Source organism: Helicobacter enhydrae, from assembly GCF_001693335.1.
Taxonomy (GTDB): domain Bacteria; phylum Campylobacterota; class Campylobacteria; order Campylobacterales; family Helicobacteraceae; genus Helicobacter_G; species Helicobacter_G enhydrae.
In genome coordinates this window covers 933,989-952,025 of sequence record NZ_CP016503.1, presented here as the reverse complement: position 1 = coordinate 952,025, position 18,037 = coordinate 933,989, and the positions used below count along the sequence as shown (strand labels likewise).

Here is an 18,037-nt window from a genome sequence, read left to right as displayed (position 1 = left end):
AGTTAAGTGTGTTATCTTACTTAACTTTGGCAAGTTTTAAGGTTACCCACTCTTGTTTTTGTAGAATTTCTTGTATCTCAAAGTTACGAAAACATTCTAATACATTTTGTTTGTATTTGTCCAAAATCCCAGATAGTATCAAAATGCCTCCTATTTTGAGGTGTTGGTTGAAATCATCATAGAGATTGATGAGAATTTCTGCAACAATATTTGCAACAATGCAATCATAGCTTTTGGTGCTTTGAGAAATTGAACCCACCCAAGCGTGTGGAGGAGTTTGGGCGTTTAGCTTGAAATTTTTGAAACTTTCTTCAATGGCAAAGGGGTCTGTATCACAGATCTCAACTTCTGCTCCTAGCATACTTGCAGCAAGGCTCAAGATACCACTCCCACAACCAACATCAAGGAGAGATTGATCTGCTATATTCATTGTAGAGAGAAGCTCAAGGCACATTGAAGTACTTGCGTGATGACCAGATCCAAAAGCCAAAGCAGGATCAATCAGCATATCTTTTAGATCCAAGCCAAGCTCCTCTGCACTTTTGTGCCAAGATGGATGGATATAAAATGCACCTACACTCACCGGATCGACGCTTTGTTGGTATGCTCTAATCCAGTCCTGATCTCTGCACTTTTTGAATCCAAATCCAAAATCAATCTTTTCTCCCACTCTCTCTGATGTGAGTGTGCAGAAATTTTGCAAGGTTTTGAGAATGGATTGAGGATCTTGTGTGGTTCGTATGAGGATTTGGGTGAATTGTTGCTCTTGTGGAGCAAAAAAAGTAGCAAGATTAAATGAGGAAATATCCTCGTTTTGACTTACCAAGTGGTAAGGTGTTGCAAGTTGCTCAACACAATCTTGAATATGTTCGACGATAAAATCTACAAATATATCTTCAAAGCTATAAGGCTCAACTAGGATCTCAAAATAAAATGAGGAAGAGTTATGCTTCATTGATACCTAGAACTGCTTCTAGCTTTTCTTTCAAAACCTGTGGTGTGAATGGTTTTACAATGTAGTTATTAACCCCTGCTTTGATAGCAATAATCACTTCTGCTTTCCCACCTTCTGTTGTAATCATAATGATAGGAATGTCTGTGAATCTAGAATCTGCTCTTGTTTTTTTAACTAACTCTAGTCCGTTCATTTCTGGCATATTCCAATCTGTAATCAAAACATTAACAGACGGATTTTTATCCAAAAGATCCCAAGCCTCTACGCCGTTTTCTGCTTCCAAAATATCTTCGTAGCCCAATCTCTGCAAGGTGTTCTTGATGATTCTTCTCATTGTTGAGCTGTCATCTACTACAAGTAATTTCAATATTAACTCCTAATAAAAATCTCAAAATGAACTTCAAGTAGTTTTGGCACTGAAATCATAGCACAAACTATTCCAAACAATCAGAAATCTACCAGAGAGAACAACCATTCTTGATTGTTTTGGATTTCTTTGCCATTCCTAGCTAGCAGGCTTTCATAGATTGCGCCTAGAGTGTTCAAATCCAAATGAGCCACAATCTCTGGCGAGATGACACTTTGATGGGTATCATCGAATTGGTTGAGGAGGCGATGGATCCTTTCAACTAGCACATCTTGAGTGAGGATTTCACCATTAGAATCAATGTATTCTAAGCTAGACATCGCTCTATCTCATTTTGGATTTTTGTGATGAATATTTGCGAATAACCCTTGTCTTGCGGTAGCTTTTCTAGCCATAATTGCAAAATGTTTATGTAGTCTGCTAGTGTTAGGTTTCCTTTGAGGATTTCGTATTTCAAATAAATCCAATAAGTGTTGAGCACATCGCTTTGGCAATATTCGTCAATTTTTTGTAGTGCATTTTGCTGATAATAGAGATCATAAACATCCCCACCGCAGATGTCATATTTGCCGGGCAAACCACATAGAGAGGCAACATCATCGAGTTTCAAGCCCCTCACACTGCCATAGTGTCCTAGAGAATCTAGTAGATCTGTGTGGAATCTCTCGCTGTATCTTTGGCGATAATTTTCCCACTTGCTTTTGTTGTGCGTTGGATTGTCCTGCTCAAAATAAGCTAGAGATTCTAGGTTGTATTTCATTGCACGGAGCATTAGCGTGGGGATGTCGAAGTTTCTCCCATTGAAGCTCACTAGTTTGGGGTTGGCTTTGTTGAACCATTTCAAAAACTCTCCCAATGTAACCTTTTCGATATTTTCTTCGGTGATTTGGTGTTTGCGTCCAAAGACACCGATTTTTTCAAATTTGCCATAATCATCACAAAAGACTGCAGCAATGCTGATGATTTTGTGGAATGCGATGGGCAGAAATGTGCTACCTGTCCTCTCTTCTTGCTGTGCAAAAGCTTGATTGCAGATTTCTATGGGTGAGCCTTGAAATCCGAACTGCTCTTGGAGTAATTGAATGTCTGGAATAGTCTCAATATCAAAAACGCAAATCATTTTGCCTCCCTTCAAATCATTTCCCAATCTTTTTCTAGTGAATTTGAGTAGAATTGATTTTGTATCTTATCGTGATTGTGCAGGATTTGCAAAATTGCCTAAGAGATCGAATCAAATACAAGGAGTTACAAAGTGAATAAACTTTTGTGTGCGTTTGCATTGATTGCCAATCTGTGTTTGGCAGGTAGTTTGGATATGAGTGGGGCAAAGATTGAGTGGAAAGGGTTTAAGTTTGCCAACAAAACCGCTGTAAAGGGGAGCTTCTCCAATGTGAGCTTTGTGTTTCCAAAAAATGGTGCAACTCTCAAAGATGCGTTGGTGGGGGCAACGGCAAAAATCAATCTAAAGAATGTGGTAACAGGCAATCCTGCCTCTGAGAAAAATCTCACCGAAGCGTTCTTTTTGAAGTTTGAAGGTGCCAATATCACAGCAAAGATTGAAGATGTGATGGAGGGAGAGAAACAAGGCACATTGCTTTTGAAAGTCAGAATGAACAAAGCAACGCAATTTGTCCCAATGCAATATGTTTTGACAGATGATGGATTTGTGGCAAATGGTGTGATTGAGCTAAAAAACTTCAAGCTTCAGAAAGCTTTTGAGAGTTTGCAAGAAGCGTGTGGGGCAATGCACAAAAACTTCACTTGGTCACAAGTTGAGATTTCTCTAGTGATTCCCAACAAATAGACACATCGCACTTACTGGGAGATTTTCTCCCAGATTGTTGCAGTGGGGGTGTCTGATAGAATAATCCCTTGATTTTTTAATCGCTCACGAATCTCATCAGCAAGAGCGTAATTTTTGTTTGCTTTTGCTTCCTGTCGGAGTTGGATTTGTGTGGCAATCCATTCTTGTTGTTCTTGTGAGACCCCTAGTTGGAAATAGGCATCAGCTTGAAGTGTGCCAATCCCAATAACAAGTCCAATGAGTTCTAAGTTTGCCAATATGGTTGATTTGAGTTGGTTGTTTTTTGGGTTTTGATCTAGTGCGTCGTTGCTTTCTTTGATCATTTGTTCTATGAGGCTAAGAGCTTGAGAGATGTTCAAATCATCGCAGAGTGCAAGAAGCAAGGATTTACTAAAGTGTTCATCAGTCTTTGATGGCACAGAATCTTTGAGGCGTTTTTTGAGACGATAGATTTTGTCAAGTCTTTTTTTGCTTTGCAGTAAGTCATCACCATCAAAATCAAAATGCGCACGATAGTGAGTCCCTAGCAAATAATTACGCACAACTTCGCCGTGATGTAGCTTGAGGATGTCTTTGAGAAAAAAGCTATTGCCTAGACTTTTGCTCATTTTTTCTCCACTGATTCTAACAAAACCATTGTGTAGCCAATATTTGGCTAGTTCTCTTTTGGTCGCACAGCGTGTTTGTGAGGCTTCGTTTTCGTGATGAGGAAATAGCAAGTCCGCCCCCCCTCCGTGAATATCGATCCCATATTCTCCGATAGAGTATGCAAGATGTTCTTCAATCATCGCAGAGCATTCGATATGCCAACCGGGTCTTCCTTTGCCAAATGGGCTAGGATAACCAATATCTGTTGCGCCTTTGTAGCTTTTCCACAAAACAAAATCGCGTTCAGAGCGTTTGTGTGTGTCCGTTTGTAATCTTGATATGTTTTCAAGCTCTTGTGTGCGATGGCTGAGCGATCCATAAGAATCATCTTTGCTACTATCTAAATAAATATCTCCATTTTCTGTTTGGTAGGCATAGCCTTGATCAAGAAGGGTTTGTATCATTTTTTGCATCGCATCGAGATTTTGTGTCGCTTTGGGCTCAAGATCTGGAGGCAAAACGCCTATTTGTTGCATATCATCAAGGTATCTTTGGATGTAGTGGGATGTGATTTCTTGGACGCTTTGTTTGCTCTCAAGGTGTTTTTTGATGATTTTGTCATCAATGTCTGTGAAATTCCTAGCAAAAATGACTTTGTAGCCCATCGCCAAAAACAATCTACGCCACAAATCAAACACAATAGCACTCCTTGCGTGTCCCAAATGACTATCATCATAAACCGTTGGACCACACACATACATTTTGACTTGATCGGGCATTATGGGCTGGAAAGGGAGTTTTGTTTTTTTGACACTATCAAAAATCTTTATCATTGAATATATCCTTGAATGAGGAGCTTAAAACCATAGAGAATCAAACCTTCTAACAATAAAATTATGGGCAAAATCATCAGGGCTTTTTTGTGTGCGATTATACTCAAAAAGTTTTCTTTGCCAATGGCTTTGGCATTGAGAAACAAAAGTATAAAACCTGCACAAGAGCTAGAAAACGCGATCCCCAAAACCCCAAAGGTTTGGTATGAGGCAATCGCGATAGCCGTGCCAGAAGCCAATGCAATCACAGAAAATTTGGCAGCCTTGCCTTGTAGGTGGTGCGAATAGAGCCAAAGTGAGAATATCCTACTAAGCCCAAAGGGTAGCAGTCCGATGAGGTAACAGGCAAACACATTGGCAACGATTTGGGTGTCTTGTTTGCCAAATGATCCTCGCTCAAAAAGAAGCCAAATGATTTCATCTTTGAGCATAATGCCCCCCAAAGTGCAGACACAAAGCGTGATACATAAAAACCAAAAAGCATTTTTCATTGCTTTGAGTGCTTGAGTTTGCTCTTGATTTTTGATGGCTTTGGCGACAAGTGGAAAAAGTGCCGTTGAAATAGCGATCGCAAACAGGGCTAGAGGAAGCTGAAAAATACGATTGGCATAATACAAATATGAAATGCTCCCTGCCCCAAGTTGAGAGGCGATCGTGGTTTCAATGAATGAGAGGATTGGGATTGTGGAGCCTCCAATGATTGCGGGGATAAACTGCTTGAAAAAATGGCGTATCTCTTGTCTATAGGCTGCTGCTTGTGTTCTTGAAAATAGGATCTTGCTTTTTTTGAATCCAAGAGCAAGGAGTCTCAAAAGTCCGTGTGCGTAGAGTGGATAAAAATGCAATGCTATTTGTGCAACCCCACCGATTAGCACTCCATAGCTCAAAGTATAAATGATCATCAAATCCTCTTCATCTCTTGCATAAAACAAAGCCAAAATCATTGCAAGATTTAGCAAGGCACTGCTATATGAGCCGACCCAAAAGATATGTTTGTATTGCAAAATCACACTAAAAAAAGTCGCACAAAAAATCAAAATCAGATACCAAAAATTGATCGCAACAATGGGTGTGGCAATCGCAATCTCTGTATCGCTGAAACCTGAGGCAAGCAATTTGGTGATTGTTGGCGTGAAAACCATCACAATGAGGGAGAGAATCATAATGATTCCGCAGAAAATGACAAAAATTCCTGCGAGAAACACCCCCTTGTGTTTGGAGGATACAAAAGAAGGAAAAAAGCTTTGAGTGAATGCCCCTTCTGCAAAAACCCTGCGAAAAAGATTTGGAAGTCTTGAGGCTGTGGTAAAAATATCTGTATAGATTCCAGCACCAAGAATATATGCCATCATAATATCGCGTAAAAACCCCAATATTCTAGAGAGTAAAATCCCACTGCTATTTGTCAAAAATGCTTTTTTCAGCAAAAAGTATCCCTTAATTTGTGTAAAATTTAGTCTAATTTTACCTAAACAAACTTAGGCATTCAAAATGAAAGAATTAGAAATCAAAATCAGCAAGACCCTAGATATTGTGCGAGAGCTTGAAAAGGCAAGCATTTTGCATCAAATTGATGTCAAAAAACTAACTTTTGAAATCTTGGAAGTTTATACTTTCCTCGAAGAGGACGGGGTGAAAAGAGAGCTAACGGCTCAACAGGCTCAAGATTTTTTTCATTCCAAAGAATACGAAGAGAGCGAAAGTCGCGTTTTTCAAGCCTATGATATTTTGATACAAAAAATCTCCCCTGAGGAGGAAGAGCTTCAAATCGAGTTGCGTTTGGAGAGAGAAAAAAGCCAGTTGTTTTTGATTTGTCATCAAGATGTGTTGGCGAAGTTTCGAGAGCATTTGGGGCTTTTACATAAGAAGATCAATGCAGAAAAAGGAATCTTGAGGATTATTTTTGAAGATTTTTCACTAGGATTTAATAATGCCACCCTTCAAAAAATGATCAAATCGGCAACGGATGCTTATGGGGGATATCGAAAGATTTTGCTTGCACAAAGTGCATTTTATCGTCCTGTGCGTGATGCGGAGTTTGTTTTTATCCTCAAAGATCGTTGGGAGTTTGAAAATCAGACTTCTTTGGAAAATTCTTCATTTGCAGCCAAAGAAAACGAAGAGGTGGGACGACTCTATTGTGTTGATGATGGGAGTCGCGGCAGAAATCTTTTGGGCGAAATGGTGCGTCCAGAGAAACGCGAAACAATCCCTATTAGTTTTTCTATCTTAGAAGAAGATTTTACAATCAAAGAAGACAAAGAGTTTATCTCGTATATTGCCAACAAAGAGGGCTATGTGGGGATGAACAATAGTGGATTGTTTTTGATCAAAGAGTTGAATCTTGGAGAAGCAAATCATCGCAATATTGGCAATCTTTTGGGTGGATTGGAAAGCAATCTGTGCATTAGCATTATCTATGACAACGAGCAAAAAGATGCTGTTGGGGCAGGAATGGTGCTAGAGGCTCAAAAAATTGAGATCAAAGGCAGTGTGGATCAAGGGGTTGTCTTGCGTGCCAAGGAATGCAATATCCAAGGGGCGATCCATCAGGGAGCAGAAGTGTATGCAGATGTGGCACAGCTTGGGAATCATAAGGGCAAATTTGAAGGAGATCGCGTCATAATCAAATCTTTGGAGGGTGGAGTGGTGTTTTGTGAAGATGGGGAGTTTGGTGATGTGATTGGGGGCGAGGTGTATGGCAAAACAATCAACATCGCAAGATTGCACGCCAATGCTAAGATTTGTATCTCCAACCACCTCAAAATCGGTGAAATGATTGCTGGGGATAATTGTTTGAGGGTGGATAGTTCGGCATTTTGGAAATACCAAAAAGACATTGATGCGATTTTGCTGAAGTGCCAAAAGTATCAAGACAAAATCGATGTGTTGGAGGGAATGTATAAGGCAGGGCTTCTGAAAGCAAGAAAAATCAAGCCGATGGTGGATCAATTTCGAGTCATTTATGCACAAAATAATCAAAAGGGGATCAAAACTCAAGATTATATTTTGAACACGATGAGCGAATATTTGAAACTTTCCAATCGCATCAAGGCAATCCGCACAAAAATCCAACAGCTTCAGCAAGAAAAATCCGCAGTCAAAAAAGAGCTTGAGCCGATTGCAGACTTGACGCTTGGGGCAAGGATTGAGTGCGAGGGGCATTGGACATCACAAAATCAGGTAGAGTATATTAATGTTGCCAGAGAGATCAAAGAAAGTATGGTGATTGATGAAGGCGAGAGGGTTTCGATTCTGATTGATCCTCAAAAAATGAAAATTACAAAAACAAGGCGATAGCAATGATTGTTGGTTTGCGTGGTCGTATTGAGCAGATTGAGGGGGGAATGGTGGAGCTAGAAGTTGGTGGGGTTTTTTATGGTGTTTGCGTCTCTTTGTTGGTTGGATTGGAATTGCAGAGAAATCAAGAAGTGCGTTTTTTGATCAGTGAGATTATTCGCGAAGATGCTCATCTGCTCTTTGGCTTTTTGCATAAAAATGAGCAAAATATCTTTGAACGCTTGATCAAAATCAGTGGTGTGGGACCAAAGGTGGCGATGGCGATTTTGAGCACTTATTCTGCTCAAGAGTTTGCACAAGTGATTGAGGGCAAAAATCTCACTGCCTTGCAAAAAGTCCCCGGGATTGGTGCAAGAGGTGCGAGTAAGATTATGGTGGATTTGGCTGGATTTTTTGAGATGGATACCAAGAAAAATACTCCAGAGCAAAGTGAAGCGGTTTTGGCTCTAGAGAGTTTGGGATTCAAAAAAACAGACATTCAAAATGTGCTCAAAAAGATCAAAGCCACCAATACGGCAGACATCATCAAAGAGGCGTTGCAATACTTTAGGTAAAACTTCAGCTTTTTTTGCTAGAATTGCAAGCTTATTTCAAAAAAATATTAAGGATTGCTCTATGAAAAAAGGTATTCACCCAGAATATGTTCCTTGCAAAGTCACTTGTGTGACAAGTGGAAAAACTATCGAAGTGATGAGTAACAAAAGTGAAATGAGAATCGATATTTCAAGCTTTTGCCACCCATTTTATACAGGAAGCGACAAGATCGCTGATGCAACAGGACGCGTCGAGAAGTTTAGACAAAAATACAATATGAAATAATCGTGCTATACCTCCTCCCAAGCCCACTTGGCAACCTTTCGGATACGACTTTTAGGGTTTTGGAGGTTTTGCAAAAAAGCACGATTTTGCTTTGTGAAGACACAAGGATCACTCACAAGCTCATCTCTCTTTTTGAGCAAAGAGGTTGGCTCAAGCCCTTTGAGCGTGAATATATCAGCCTCCATTCTCACAATCAAGATGCTTTTTTGGATTCTATCACCCCGGATTTTTTTCAAAACGAAGTTGCTTTTTTGAGCGATGCAGGGATGCCTTGTATCAGTGATCCCGGCAGTGCTTTGGTGCGTTATGCGTTGCAACATCAGATTGAATATGAGGTGTTGCCCGCAGGCAGTGCAAGTGCTTTGGCTTATAGTTATAGTGGCTTTTCTGATGATGGGTTTGTTTTTGATGGATTTTTGCCTCACAAAAGTCGCGAACGCAAGGAGCGTTTGGCGTTTTGGAAACGAGTGCTTGCTGAAGCTAAGCGTGTGTTGGTGGTGTTTGAAAGTCCGCATCGTATCGTTGAGAGCGTGGAGGACTTGCAAGAAGTTGATTCTACTTGCAATGTTTTTTTGATCAAAGAAATGACAAAAATGCATCAAAAATCTTTTCGTGGCTGCGTTGCCAAAGCACTTGAATGGCTAGCAGAGAGCAATTTGAGCGGTGAGTGGTGTATGGTGGTTGCATTTGGCACATATCAAATCGAAAACAGGCTTGGGTGTGTTGAGATCGCAGGGCTAGACATTCCTCCAAAAATCAAAGCAAAACTTCTTGCCAAAATCACAGGAAAAACTCCAAAAGAGTGTTATGCACAATATTTTGATGAAAAACTTCAATAGGTGAGAGGAAAGATCGATGATTATTTATGGGAAGCAAGCGGTGCTTTATGCTGTGCAAGAGATTCCTCACAATATCGAAGAGTTGTATTTGGCTAAAGACATCGAGGCTAAGCAGTTTGCAAGTTTGCAAAAGGTGGGGGCAAAAATCTTGCGTCTTGATACCAAAAAGGCTCAAGCAATGGCACGAGGGGGGAATCATCAAGGATATTTTGCCAAAATCACTCCTCCTCAAAGCGGGGGACGCAAAACCCTTTTGGGCTTCAATAGGATCGTGGTTTTGTGCGGATTGAGTGATGTGGGCAATATCGGTAGCATTGTGCGTAGTGCGTATGCTATGGGAGTGGATGGAATCGTGTTTGATCGATTACTTGGAGAAAAGGCAATGAGTGGCATTGTGCGTGCAAGCAGTGGTGCAATGCTCAAGATGTTTTTTTATGAGAGCCCAAAGATATTGGAATTGATCAATGAGATCAAAATGTCAGGTATCGTGTGCTATGGCACACAGGCAAATGCTCAAGAGATTAGCGAGGTCAAGACACAAGGGCGATGGGCATTGTTTTTGGGGCAAGAAGATGTGGGCTTAAACAAAAAAATAATGCAAAAAATGGATAAAATGGTTTCTATTGGTATGTATAATCATTTTGATTCTTTGAATGTGGGCGTTGCTGGAGGAATTTTGATACATAGGTTGGTGTTTAATGACTGAAGAAAAAGTGTCATCACAAAACAAGCAAGATTCAAAGCTTGAAGATACTTTGAATCAACTAAGACAAATCGGAATCGAGCGTATTGGTCAAGAAACTCGAATGGATAGGACAAAAATCCAAGATATTTTGGACAAGCGTTTTGATCGTTTGGATTATGTCCGAGCGAGAGGATTTGTGCATATTTTGCAACGACAATATCATCTTGATTTGTCTGAGTGGCTAGAGGAGTATGTCGCCGCAACCAAAGAGCAGGAGCCTATTGAGCCTTCACCCAAACAAGAAACCTCAATGCAAAAAAAGATATTGCAATGGGTGGGTGTGGCGTTGGTGTTGATTGGAGTGATTGTGATTTTTACCCTCACTTCCAAGCCTTCAGAAGAAAAGACATTTGCCCCAGATTTGTCCAATCTAACCCCACCAGCTACAACAAGTGAGGAGATACAGCTAGAGCCATTTGTGGAGCAAGAGGGGCAGGATGAAAAGAATGCAAACCCAAAGCCACAAGAGAACAAAAAAGAAGAAAAAAAACAAGATAAACAAACCTCAAAAACATCAGAATCTGCTAGTGAGTTGAGATTGGAGCCAACAAAAGCTTTGAGCGAGTATGGAGAGTTGGTGTTTGATATTGATGTAAGTTTGGGGGATTCTGTGATGCTTGATTCGCCCAAGCCTATGTGGGTTGGTATCGTGAATCTCAAAACACGCAAACGCATTGGGCGTATTCAGACAGAGTTCAAAATCCCCATCAGCGAACCAAGACTTGTTGTGACTTCAAGGGGTGGATTCAAATTGTATTGGCAGAATGAAATCAAAGAGTTCAAAAGCTACAAGCCTGTTTATTTGATTGTGACACAAGAGGGTGGATTGAGAGAAATCACGCACGAAGAGTTTGTTCAGATTAATGGTGGAGAATGGTAAGACAAATTTTTTGGTGCTTGGCACTTTGTCTTTTTGCTTTTGGTCAAAGCCTAGATGAAGTGGTGGAGAGCTTCATCGGCAAAGAGAGCTATCAAATCAATTCCAACTTCATCAAGAGGCTTTTTGCAAATCCTCAAGATTTTTATTCTAGTGAAGAAACATTGGATTATTATCGAATCGCCAAGGTTCTGAAAGACAATGGACTGCTTGAACTTGTTTTCCAAAAACCTAGAGAAATACGCCTCAATCTCAGTGCAAATACTAAGCCTATTTATTTGATTCGCACGATCAATAGTCTTTTGTCTTCGATTGGGTATTCTTATTTCACAATCGCATACGCAAGTTATGCCCAAGAGGTGACCAATCTCGTGTATTCAATGGTGACAGAGTACACTATTGATCCTGTTATTATGCTAAACGAGCTAGACAAAAGAGGCTTGATGGTGAGTGATATGCATAGAGAGGACACGGGACAATGGATCTATCATCTTACTTTGGTTAAGCCCGTATTGTCAGGTGCATATAGCTTGAAAGCCGATGAGCCTCTGGAGTTCAAAAATATATCAGGTGAATATTGGTTTGAAATCAAAGAGTTGGGCACGATCGAAGTGGGTTTGCAAAACCCCAAGCTCAAATGGAGCCCAAGGGTTGTGATGTATGACAAAGATTTGCAGATTGTGGAAGTGCTTGCCCAAACAAACTTGACAAATCTTTTTAGAATCGAGCTCAAAGAAAATGTTGCATTTGTTTTGGTGACAGATTTTTATAACGCTTCAAGGCTCAAAAGTGGAATCACCGCTGTTTTTAGTGCATATTAGGGAGGAATGTGGATGCAAAAGATTTATATTGGTTTGATTGGTTTGGGGACTGTTGGGGGGAGTGTGGCAAGGATTTTGCAAGAGCATACTGATCTGATTGCCAAAAGGGCTGGAGTTCAGATTTGTGTCAAAATGGCTGTTGTGCGTGATGTCGCCAAATATGCCAACTTCGGGATCCCTGTGAGTGCAAACATCGAGGATGTTTTGGAAGATGAGGCAATCAGTATCGTTGTGGAATTGATTGGCGGGATAGAATACCCTTTTGATCTTGCAAAGAGGGTTTTTGCCAAAAACAAAGCATTGGTGAGTGCCAATAAGGCAATGCTGGCACATCATATGAGGGACTTGATGGAGTGTGCCAAAAATGCACCCATTGGTTTTGAGGCGAGTGTGTGTGGGGGTGTACCTGTCATTGAGGTTTTGAGGGATTCTTTGGTGGCTAATCATATTGTGAGCTTTGAGGGCATCCTCAATGGCACGAGCAATTATATTTTGACACAGATGTTTGAGCAGAAAATGAGCTTTGAGCGTGCGTTGCAAGAGGCTCAAAGGCTAGGCTATGCCGAATCAGATCCGAGTTTGGATGTGAATGGTTTGGACGCAGGGCACAAACTTGTCATTTTGGCACAACTTGCTTATGGCATTGCCGTGCCGATGGGGGATGTGTTGGTGGAGGGGATTGAGGGCATAGTTTTGGAGGATTTGTGTTTTGCTGATGAGTGGGGCTATCGGATCAAACTCTTGGGGATTGCGACTTTGAGCAATGGCACACTTGATTTGCGTTTGCATTTGGCTTTGATCCCCAAAGACACATATCTTGCCAAAATCGATGGGGTCACCAATGCTTTGAGCGTGCGTGGGGATTGTGTGGGAGAAGTGAATCTATGTGGGCTTGGGGCAGGTGGCGATGCGACAGCAAGTGCTGTGATCGCCGATCTTGTCTCGATCGCTCGTTGTCGCAATGGGGCTTATCCTCTCCCTCCATTTGGTTTTTTTGAGTCCTCTGATTGCGCCACAATCAAACCAAAAGGGGAGATTGAGAGTGCGTATTATCTGCGTTTCATCGTTTGCAATCGCTCTGGTGTGCTAGCAAAGATTACACAGATTTTGGCAGATTGCAATATCTCTGTGAATGAAATCTTGCAAAAAGAAAAAGGGGGCGAGGTGATGATTGGGCTTATCACTTATCAAACGCAGGAACAACATATCTCCAAAGCCTTGTGTGCGTTGGCACAATTGGATTTTATGCAACAAGCCCCATACAAGATACGAATCCGATGAAAGCAAATCTTGGTGCCGTGTATGAGCAGATGGCTGCAGAGTTTTTGGCATCAAGGGGTTTTGAAATCATAGAACGCAATTTCCATTCGCGTTTTGGTGAAATCGATATTGTGGCAAAAAAAGATTCTGTTTTGCATTTCATAGAGGTCAAAGGCTCTCAATCTAGGTATCGTGCAGACGCAATCAGTCCATCAAAGCTAAGCAAGATTTTAAAGACTATTGAATTTTATTTGTATGTCAATGATTTGGAAGTGGCGTATTGTGTTGATGCGATTGTGATTGTGGATCAGCAAGTTGAGTTTTTGGAAAATGTGTTGTTGTAGTTTGCAGTGCCAAAGAGCATTGCTCTACAAAAGACAACAAATGGTTAAAACAAAAACATTGTATAATACACCAAATTTTTTAAGGAGTTAAAATGAGTCAATATGTCGAACTAACAAAAGAAAATTTTGCAGAGCATACAGAGAGCGGGGTGGCGTTGGTGGATTTTTGGGCGCCTTGGTGTGGTCCTTGTCGTATGCTATCTCCTGTCATCGATAAACTTGCTGACGAGTATGAATCAAAAGCAAGGATTTGTAAAGTCAATACCGATGAGCAAGAAGAGCTTTCGGCACAATTTGGTATCCGCAGTATCCCGACTATTTTGTTTTTCAAGGACGGCAAAGTCGTTGATCAGATGGTAGGAGCAAACTCAGAACAAGCCATCAAAGATAAGCTTGATTCTCTAATCTAAACACAAATGGGACAAAGTCCCATTTTGATTACCTATCCTTTACCTTCCTCAAATATAATCTAACCCAAATGATAATTTTTATTAATTAAGGAGTGACAAATGCTAGATTTGGCAATCATTGGTGGAGGACCTGCAGGACTGAGTGCAGGATTGTATGCGACTAGAGGGGGGTTGAAAGATGTGACTTTGTTTGAGATGGGGATGCCGGGGGGACAAATCACTGGCAGTAGCGAGATAGAAAATTATCCCGGAGTGGCTCAAGTCGTAAGCGGTCTTGATTTTATGCAACCTTGGCAGGAGCAGTGCTTCAGGTTTGGACTCAAACACGCGATGGTGGAAGTGACGCGTGTCCAAAAAAGCGGCGATGTGTTTGAAATCATTCAAGCTGATGGCACAAGCGTTGGTGCCAAAAGCGTGATTGTTGCAACAGGTGGCAAGCCCAAAAGAAGTGGAATCAAAGGTGAAGATGTGTATTGGGGGCGTGGGGTGAGCACTTGTGCGACTTGCGATGGCTTTTTTTACAAAAACAAAGAAGTTGTTGTATTGGGGGGAGGGGATACGGCATTGGAGGAAGCGGTTTATTTGGCAAGAATCTGTTCCAAAGTTTATCTTGTGCATCGTAGAAACGAGTTCCGTGCAGCACCTAGCACAATCAAGCATGTCAAAGAAAATGAGAAGATCGAGATCATCACCCCGGCAACTATTGAGGAAATCGGGGGCGATCAAAGTGGTGTGAGCTTCGTGACACTCAATGTAGAAGGGACACAAAGGCGTCTTGAAGTGCCCGGTGTTTTTGTGTTTGTCGGCTATGCAGTGAATAACAAGGTGTTGCAACAGGCAGATGGGACGATGCTGTGTGAGTGCGATGCGATGGGAAGTGTCGTGGTGGATCTCAGTATGAAAACAAATGTTGCTGGACTTTATGCTGTGGGGGATTTGAGAATACAGGCAGGGAAGCAGGTTGTTTGTGCTGCAGGAGATGGGGCGACAGCGGCTTTGAGCGTGTTGGCTTATTTGGAGGGGCATTGATGCTAAAAGTTGGTTTGTTGGGCTATGGGGGCAGAATGGGGCGATTGATTGATGAGGTGATTTTGGAAGATTCGCGTTTCATCTTGAGTAGTGTGTATATCCGTTCTGGATCGTCAGTTGATGCACCTAAGGGGGTATGTGTGACTAATGATTTTTCGGTTTTTTTGGAGCATTGTGAAGTTGTGGTGGATTTTTCTAGCCCGATTGCGACATCAGCATTGCTTGAGGCGCTTGAGAAAACGCCTAGACCTTTGGTGGTTGGGACAACAGGGCTATCACCCAAAGATCATAGCTTAATGGAGAGACTATCTCAGAGCATTCCCATCGTTTATGCGACAAATACAAGTCGCGGTATCGCCTTGCTCAATGAGTTGGCTTATCTAGCGTCGCAAAGATTGAGGGATGCGGATATTGAAATTATTGAAATCCATCATCATCACAAAAAAGACGCACCAAGTGGCACGGCGATGACTTTGGCTGAAACTTGTGCACAATCGCGAGGGTTGGAGTTGGACAAAGTGCGTGTGAGTGGCAGAGATGGTGCAGTGGGTGCAAGGGGGCAAGATGAAATTGGAGTGTTGAGTGTGAGAGGGGGCGATATTGTGGGGAAACATTGTGTCGGATTGTATTGTGATGGCGAATATTTGGAGCTTACACACAATGCAACAAGTCGCAAAACTTTTGCCAAAGGTGCTATTGAAGCGGTGCGGTGGGTGGTTACAAAACAAGCAGGGCTTTATAATATGAAAGATGTTTTGGAATGAGAGAAATCCTCACTCTGGGGCGTTATTTCAAAAAGGTATTTGGGCAAAGAGTTAGAAAAATACCTGTTTCTTTGCAAGGATTCACTTGCCCCAACATCGATGGGCGTGTGGCTAGGGGTGGTTGTATCTATTGTTGCAATGAAAGCTTTTCTCCTAGTTTGATCAAAATCAATCCTCTTGCGACAAGAATCAAAATGCACACAGATCTCAAAGAAAACCCGATTCTTGATATGCAGGTCAAGCAGCTCAAAGAGCAGTTTATTTGGCATTCAGACTTCCATAAAGAAAAATTTGAAATCCAAAAATATATGATTTATTTGCAATCTTATAGCAACACTTATGCGCCATTTGCGACGCTCAAAACGCTTTTTGATGAGGCGTTGGCATTGCCCAATGTTGTGGGAATGAGCATTGGGACAAGGATTGATTGTGTCAGTGAGGATATTTTGGATTTGCTTGAGGGGTATGTTCGGGCAGGAAAGGAGATTTGGCTTGAATATGGCATCCAGTCCGTTTTCCCCAAGACTTTGGAATTGATCAATCGCGGGCACGGAATCGATGGGGCACAAGATCTATTTGCCAAAACGCGTAAGCGTGGAATCAAAGTGTGCGCGCATTTGATTTATGGTTTGCCCCAAGAGAGTGAGGAGATGATGCTAGAATCTTTGCGTGCAGTTGTGGGTTGGGGGGTTGATGGATTGAAACTGCACCCCTTGTATGTTGTCAGAAATACGGCATTGGCAAAAATGTTCAAAAACGGGGAATACACCCCGATTTCTTTAGAGAGTTATGCCAATCTGATTGTGCGGTCCCTCCAAGAGATTCCACAAGATGTCGTGATGCATAGGATGAGTTCAGGAGCACACGATGAAATGCTATTGGCTCCGAAGTGGTGTTTTGATAAAAATATTCAAATGCGTTACATCCGCGAACGATTGAGGGAAGTCGGACTTGAGTATTGAGCAAAGAGAAAGCGTGGATGGAAGTCTCACGCTTTTTAATACGCAGTATCAAGAAAGCTACCACAATCTCGCCGATGGAGCAAAGACTGAAACATTGCTAAAGCATATTATGCCTCCTATTTGGTGCCAAAATCTTTTGGAGCGTGACAAAATATGCATTTTGGATATGTGTTTTGGATTGGGATATAACACATTTTGGACTATTTGGAAATATTTGTCTTTGAATTATCAAGGAAAAATTGAAATTTTTTCTCCGGAAAAAGACAAAGCTTTGGTTGAAGCTTTGCTGTGCTTTCCATATCCTCAGGAGCTTATGGTGCTTGATGGAGTGCCTATACAAGAGATTTTGAAAAGCTTGCAAAGCAAAGGTGAGTTTGAGCATCGTCAATGGAGGGTTGAAGTGTTTTGGGGTGATGCTTGCCAATATGTCCATTTTTTTCAAAAACAAAGTTTTGACATCATCTATCAAGACGCGTTTTCACCTGCAAAAAATCCAGAACTATGGAGTGCAGAATATTTTCAACAAATCTCTTCATTGCTAAAAGATGACGGAGTGATCACAACATATTCCCAAAAGGCAAGTGTGAGGGATATTCTCAAACAGCTCAATCTGTATGTGTATGAGATCAAACATCAAGGCATTCGTAATAGTCGCATCATTTCAAAAACCCCACTCGATTATGAATTTTTGCATCAAAAATAATTTCCTCTTGACTTTTGTTTAAAAATTCTATAGAATACACCTTTTATTTTCAAACGCTGGTTTAGCTCAGTTGGTAGAGCAGCTGCCTTGTAAGCAGCAGGCCGGGGGTTCAAGTCCCTTAACCAGCTCCATTTAATGTAAATATTTTGGTGTTTGACCGGTATAAGCTTTTTTGGTGAGATACTCAAGTGGCCAACGAGGGCAGACTGTAAATCTGCTGACTTTGTCTTCCGTGGTTCGAATCCACGTCTCACCACCACTTCATAGCCACAAGTGGTAGTCGATTAGCTTTTTTGAAGTTGCGGGAATAGCTCAGTTGGCTAGAGCATCAGCCTTCCAAGCTGAGGGTCGCGGGTTCGAGCCCCGTTTCCCGCTCCATTATCTGGGAGCCAATCTTCAGTTAGAAAGTCACCCAGTTTTACAAATTACTTATTGTTGGACAGATTAGGAGTTTGCCCATATAGCTCAGGGGCAGAGCACTTCCTTGGTAAGGAAGAGGTCGGCGGTTCAAATCCGCTTGTGGGCTCCAGTTTCACTCGTTGATGCTTTGTGTTAAGGCAAAATAATTTGTTTTATTTTTGCTATAATTTAAAGCATTTATTTTAATACAGCTAGGA

The 18,037-nt window shown here is 41.5% G+C and carries 21 protein-coding genes and 4 tRNA genes; 19 read left to right on the top strand and 6 right to left on the bottom strand.

Features of this window, described 5'->3' with window-relative positions; genetic code table 11:
- Positions 1-16: 16 nt before the first annotated feature.
- The 4 genes from prmA to BBW65_RS04430 form a co-directional block, all read right to left on the bottom strand.
- Positions 17-955 carry a 50S ribosomal protein L11 methyltransferase gene (gene prmA / locus BBW65_RS04445; RefSeq protein ID WP_066340292.1) on the bottom strand — a complete coding sequence of 313 codons (939 nt, stop codon included), beginning with the start codon at positions 953-955 and terminating at the stop codon, positions 17-19.
- Positions 945-1,322, bottom strand: coding sequence for a chemotaxis response regulator CheY (locus BBW65_RS04440; protein WP_066340289.1), 378 nt, complete (start codon positions 1,320-1,322; stop codon positions 945-947). The genes prmA and BBW65_RS04440 overlap by 11 nt, the downstream gene beginning before the upstream one ends.
- A gap of 80 nt (positions 1,323-1,402) precedes the next feature.
- Positions 1,403-1,642, bottom strand: a complete 240-nt coding sequence (locus BBW65_RS04435) for a hypothetical protein (RefSeq protein WP_066340286.1) — start codon at positions 1,640-1,642, stop codon at positions 1,403-1,405.
- The gene (locus BBW65_RS04430; RefSeq protein WP_066340279.1) at positions 1,630-2,442 is read right to left on the bottom strand and encodes a 3'-5' exonuclease; all 813 of its coding nucleotides are present in this window, start codon (positions 2,440-2,442) and stop codon (positions 1,630-1,632) included. The genes BBW65_RS04435 and BBW65_RS04430 overlap by 13 nt, the downstream gene beginning before the upstream one ends.
- 132 nt (positions 2,443-2,574) lie before the next feature.
- On the opposite strand from BBW65_RS04430, the gene BBW65_RS04425 reads away from it, so the two are divergent.
- The gene (locus tag BBW65_RS04425; protein WP_066340276.1) at positions 2,575-3,126 is read left to right on the top strand and encodes a YceI family protein; all 552 of its coding nucleotides are present in this window, start codon (positions 2,575-2,577) and stop codon (positions 3,124-3,126) included.
- A gap of 11 nt (positions 3,127-3,137) precedes the next feature.
- Here BBW65_RS04425 and cysS read toward each other — a convergent pair whose 3' ends face one another.
- Together cysS and murJ are read right to left on the bottom strand one after the other, a co-directional pair.
- Entirely contained in the window at positions 3,138-4,547 is a 1,410-nt protein-coding gene (gene cysS, locus BBW65_RS04420; RefSeq protein WP_066340274.1) for a cysteine--tRNA ligase, read from the bottom strand.
- Complete coding sequence (murJ, locus tag BBW65_RS04415) at positions 4,544-5,974, bottom strand: murein biosynthesis integral membrane protein MurJ (RefSeq protein ID WP_066340272.1); 1,431 nt, start codon at positions 5,972-5,974, stop codon at positions 4,544-4,546. Before murJ ends, cysS begins: the two co-directional genes overlap by 4 nt.
- A gap of 64 nt (positions 5,975-6,038) precedes the next feature.
- Between murJ and BBW65_RS04410 the strand changes: the two genes are divergently transcribed.
- From BBW65_RS04410 to BBW65_RS04325, 18 genes are all read left to right on the top strand, one after another.
- Positions 6,039-7,847, top strand: coding sequence for a hypothetical protein (locus BBW65_RS04410; RefSeq protein ID WP_066340269.1), 1,809 nt, complete (start codon positions 6,039-6,041; stop codon positions 7,845-7,847).
- A 2-nt stretch (positions 7,848-7,849) separates the two neighbouring features.
- A complete protein-coding gene (gene ruvA, locus BBW65_RS04405; RefSeq protein ID WP_066340268.1) occupies positions 7,850-8,401 on the top strand; it encodes a Holliday junction branch migration protein RuvA in 552 nt (183 codons plus the stop codon).
- Between the two features lie 61 nt (positions 8,402-8,462).
- The gene (gene rpmE / locus BBW65_RS04400) at positions 8,463-8,666 is read left to right on the top strand and encodes a 50S ribosomal protein L31 (RefSeq protein WP_066340266.1); all 204 of its coding nucleotides are present in this window, start codon (positions 8,463-8,465) and stop codon (positions 8,664-8,666) included.
- Positions 8,667-8,668: 2 nt separating this feature from the next.
- The gene (rsmI, locus tag BBW65_RS04395; protein WP_066340257.1) at positions 8,669-9,505 is read left to right on the top strand and encodes a 16S rRNA (cytidine(1402)-2'-O)-methyltransferase; all 837 of its coding nucleotides are present in this window, start codon (positions 8,669-8,671) and stop codon (positions 9,503-9,505) included.
- Positions 9,506-9,521: 16 nt separating this feature from the next.
- The gene (gene rlmB / locus BBW65_RS04390) at positions 9,522-10,211 is read left to right on the top strand and encodes a 23S rRNA (guanosine(2251)-2'-O)-methyltransferase RlmB (RefSeq protein WP_066340255.1); all 690 of its coding nucleotides are present in this window, start codon (positions 9,522-9,524) and stop codon (positions 10,209-10,211) included.
- The gene (locus tag BBW65_RS04385) at positions 10,204-11,130 is read left to right on the top strand and encodes a hypothetical protein (protein WP_066340252.1); all 927 of its coding nucleotides are present in this window, start codon (positions 10,204-10,206) and stop codon (positions 11,128-11,130) included. The genes rlmB and BBW65_RS04385 overlap by 8 nt, the downstream gene beginning before the upstream one ends.
- Complete coding sequence (locus tag BBW65_RS04380; protein WP_066340249.1) at positions 11,124-11,948, top strand: hypothetical protein; 825 nt, start codon at positions 11,124-11,126, stop codon at positions 11,946-11,948. Before BBW65_RS04385 ends, BBW65_RS04380 begins: the two co-directional genes overlap by 7 nt.
- 6 nt (positions 11,949-11,954) lie before the next feature.
- Positions 11,955-13,229: a homoserine dehydrogenase gene (locus BBW65_RS04375; RefSeq protein ID WP_407645222.1), complete on the top strand. Its 1,275-nt coding sequence runs from the start codon at positions 11,955-11,957 to the stop codon at positions 13,227-13,229.
- Positions 13,226-13,552 (top strand): YraN family protein, encoded by a 327-nt coding sequence (locus BBW65_RS04370; protein WP_066340244.1) that lies wholly within the window; start codon positions 13,226-13,228, stop codon positions 13,550-13,552. Before BBW65_RS04375 ends, BBW65_RS04370 begins: the two co-directional genes overlap by 4 nt.
- Before the next feature lie 92 nt (positions 13,553-13,644).
- Positions 13,645-13,962 (top strand): thioredoxin, encoded by a 318-nt coding sequence (gene trxA / locus BBW65_RS04365; RefSeq protein ID WP_066340235.1) that lies wholly within the window; start codon positions 13,645-13,647, stop codon positions 13,960-13,962.
- 99 nt (positions 13,963-14,061) lie between these two features.
- Positions 14,062-14,991, top strand: coding sequence for a thioredoxin-disulfide reductase (gene trxB / locus BBW65_RS04360; protein WP_066340233.1), 930 nt, complete (start codon positions 14,062-14,064; stop codon positions 14,989-14,991).
- Complete coding sequence (gene dapB, locus BBW65_RS04355; RefSeq protein WP_066340231.1) at positions 14,991-15,755, top strand: 4-hydroxy-tetrahydrodipicolinate reductase; 765 nt, start codon at positions 14,991-14,993, stop codon at positions 15,753-15,755. Before trxB ends, dapB begins: the two co-directional genes overlap by 1 nt.
- Positions 15,752-16,717, top strand: a complete 966-nt coding sequence (locus BBW65_RS04350) for a TIGR01212 family radical SAM protein (protein ID WP_066340230.1) — start codon at positions 15,752-15,754, stop codon at positions 16,715-16,717. The genes dapB and BBW65_RS04350 overlap by 4 nt, the downstream gene beginning before the upstream one ends.
- A complete protein-coding gene (locus BBW65_RS04345; protein ID WP_066340227.1) occupies positions 16,707-17,420 on the top strand; it encodes a tRNA (5-methylaminomethyl-2-thiouridine)(34)-methyltransferase MnmD in 714 nt (237 codons plus the stop codon). Before BBW65_RS04350 ends, BBW65_RS04345 begins: the two co-directional genes overlap by 11 nt.
- A gap of 55 nt (positions 17,421-17,475) precedes the next feature.
- Positions 17,476-17,551: transfer RNA gene (locus BBW65_RS04340), tRNA-Thr, on the top strand.
- Positions 17,552-17,594: 43 nt separating this feature from the next.
- A tRNA-Tyr gene (locus BBW65_RS04335) sits at positions 17,595-17,679 on the top strand.
- 42 nt (positions 17,680-17,721) lie between these two features.
- A tRNA-Gly gene (locus tag BBW65_RS04330) sits at positions 17,722-17,798 on the top strand.
- 76 nt (positions 17,799-17,874) lie between these two features.
- Positions 17,875-17,949: transfer RNA gene (locus BBW65_RS04325), tRNA-Thr, on the top strand.
- The last annotated feature ends 88 nt before the right edge of the window (positions 17,950-18,037 follow it).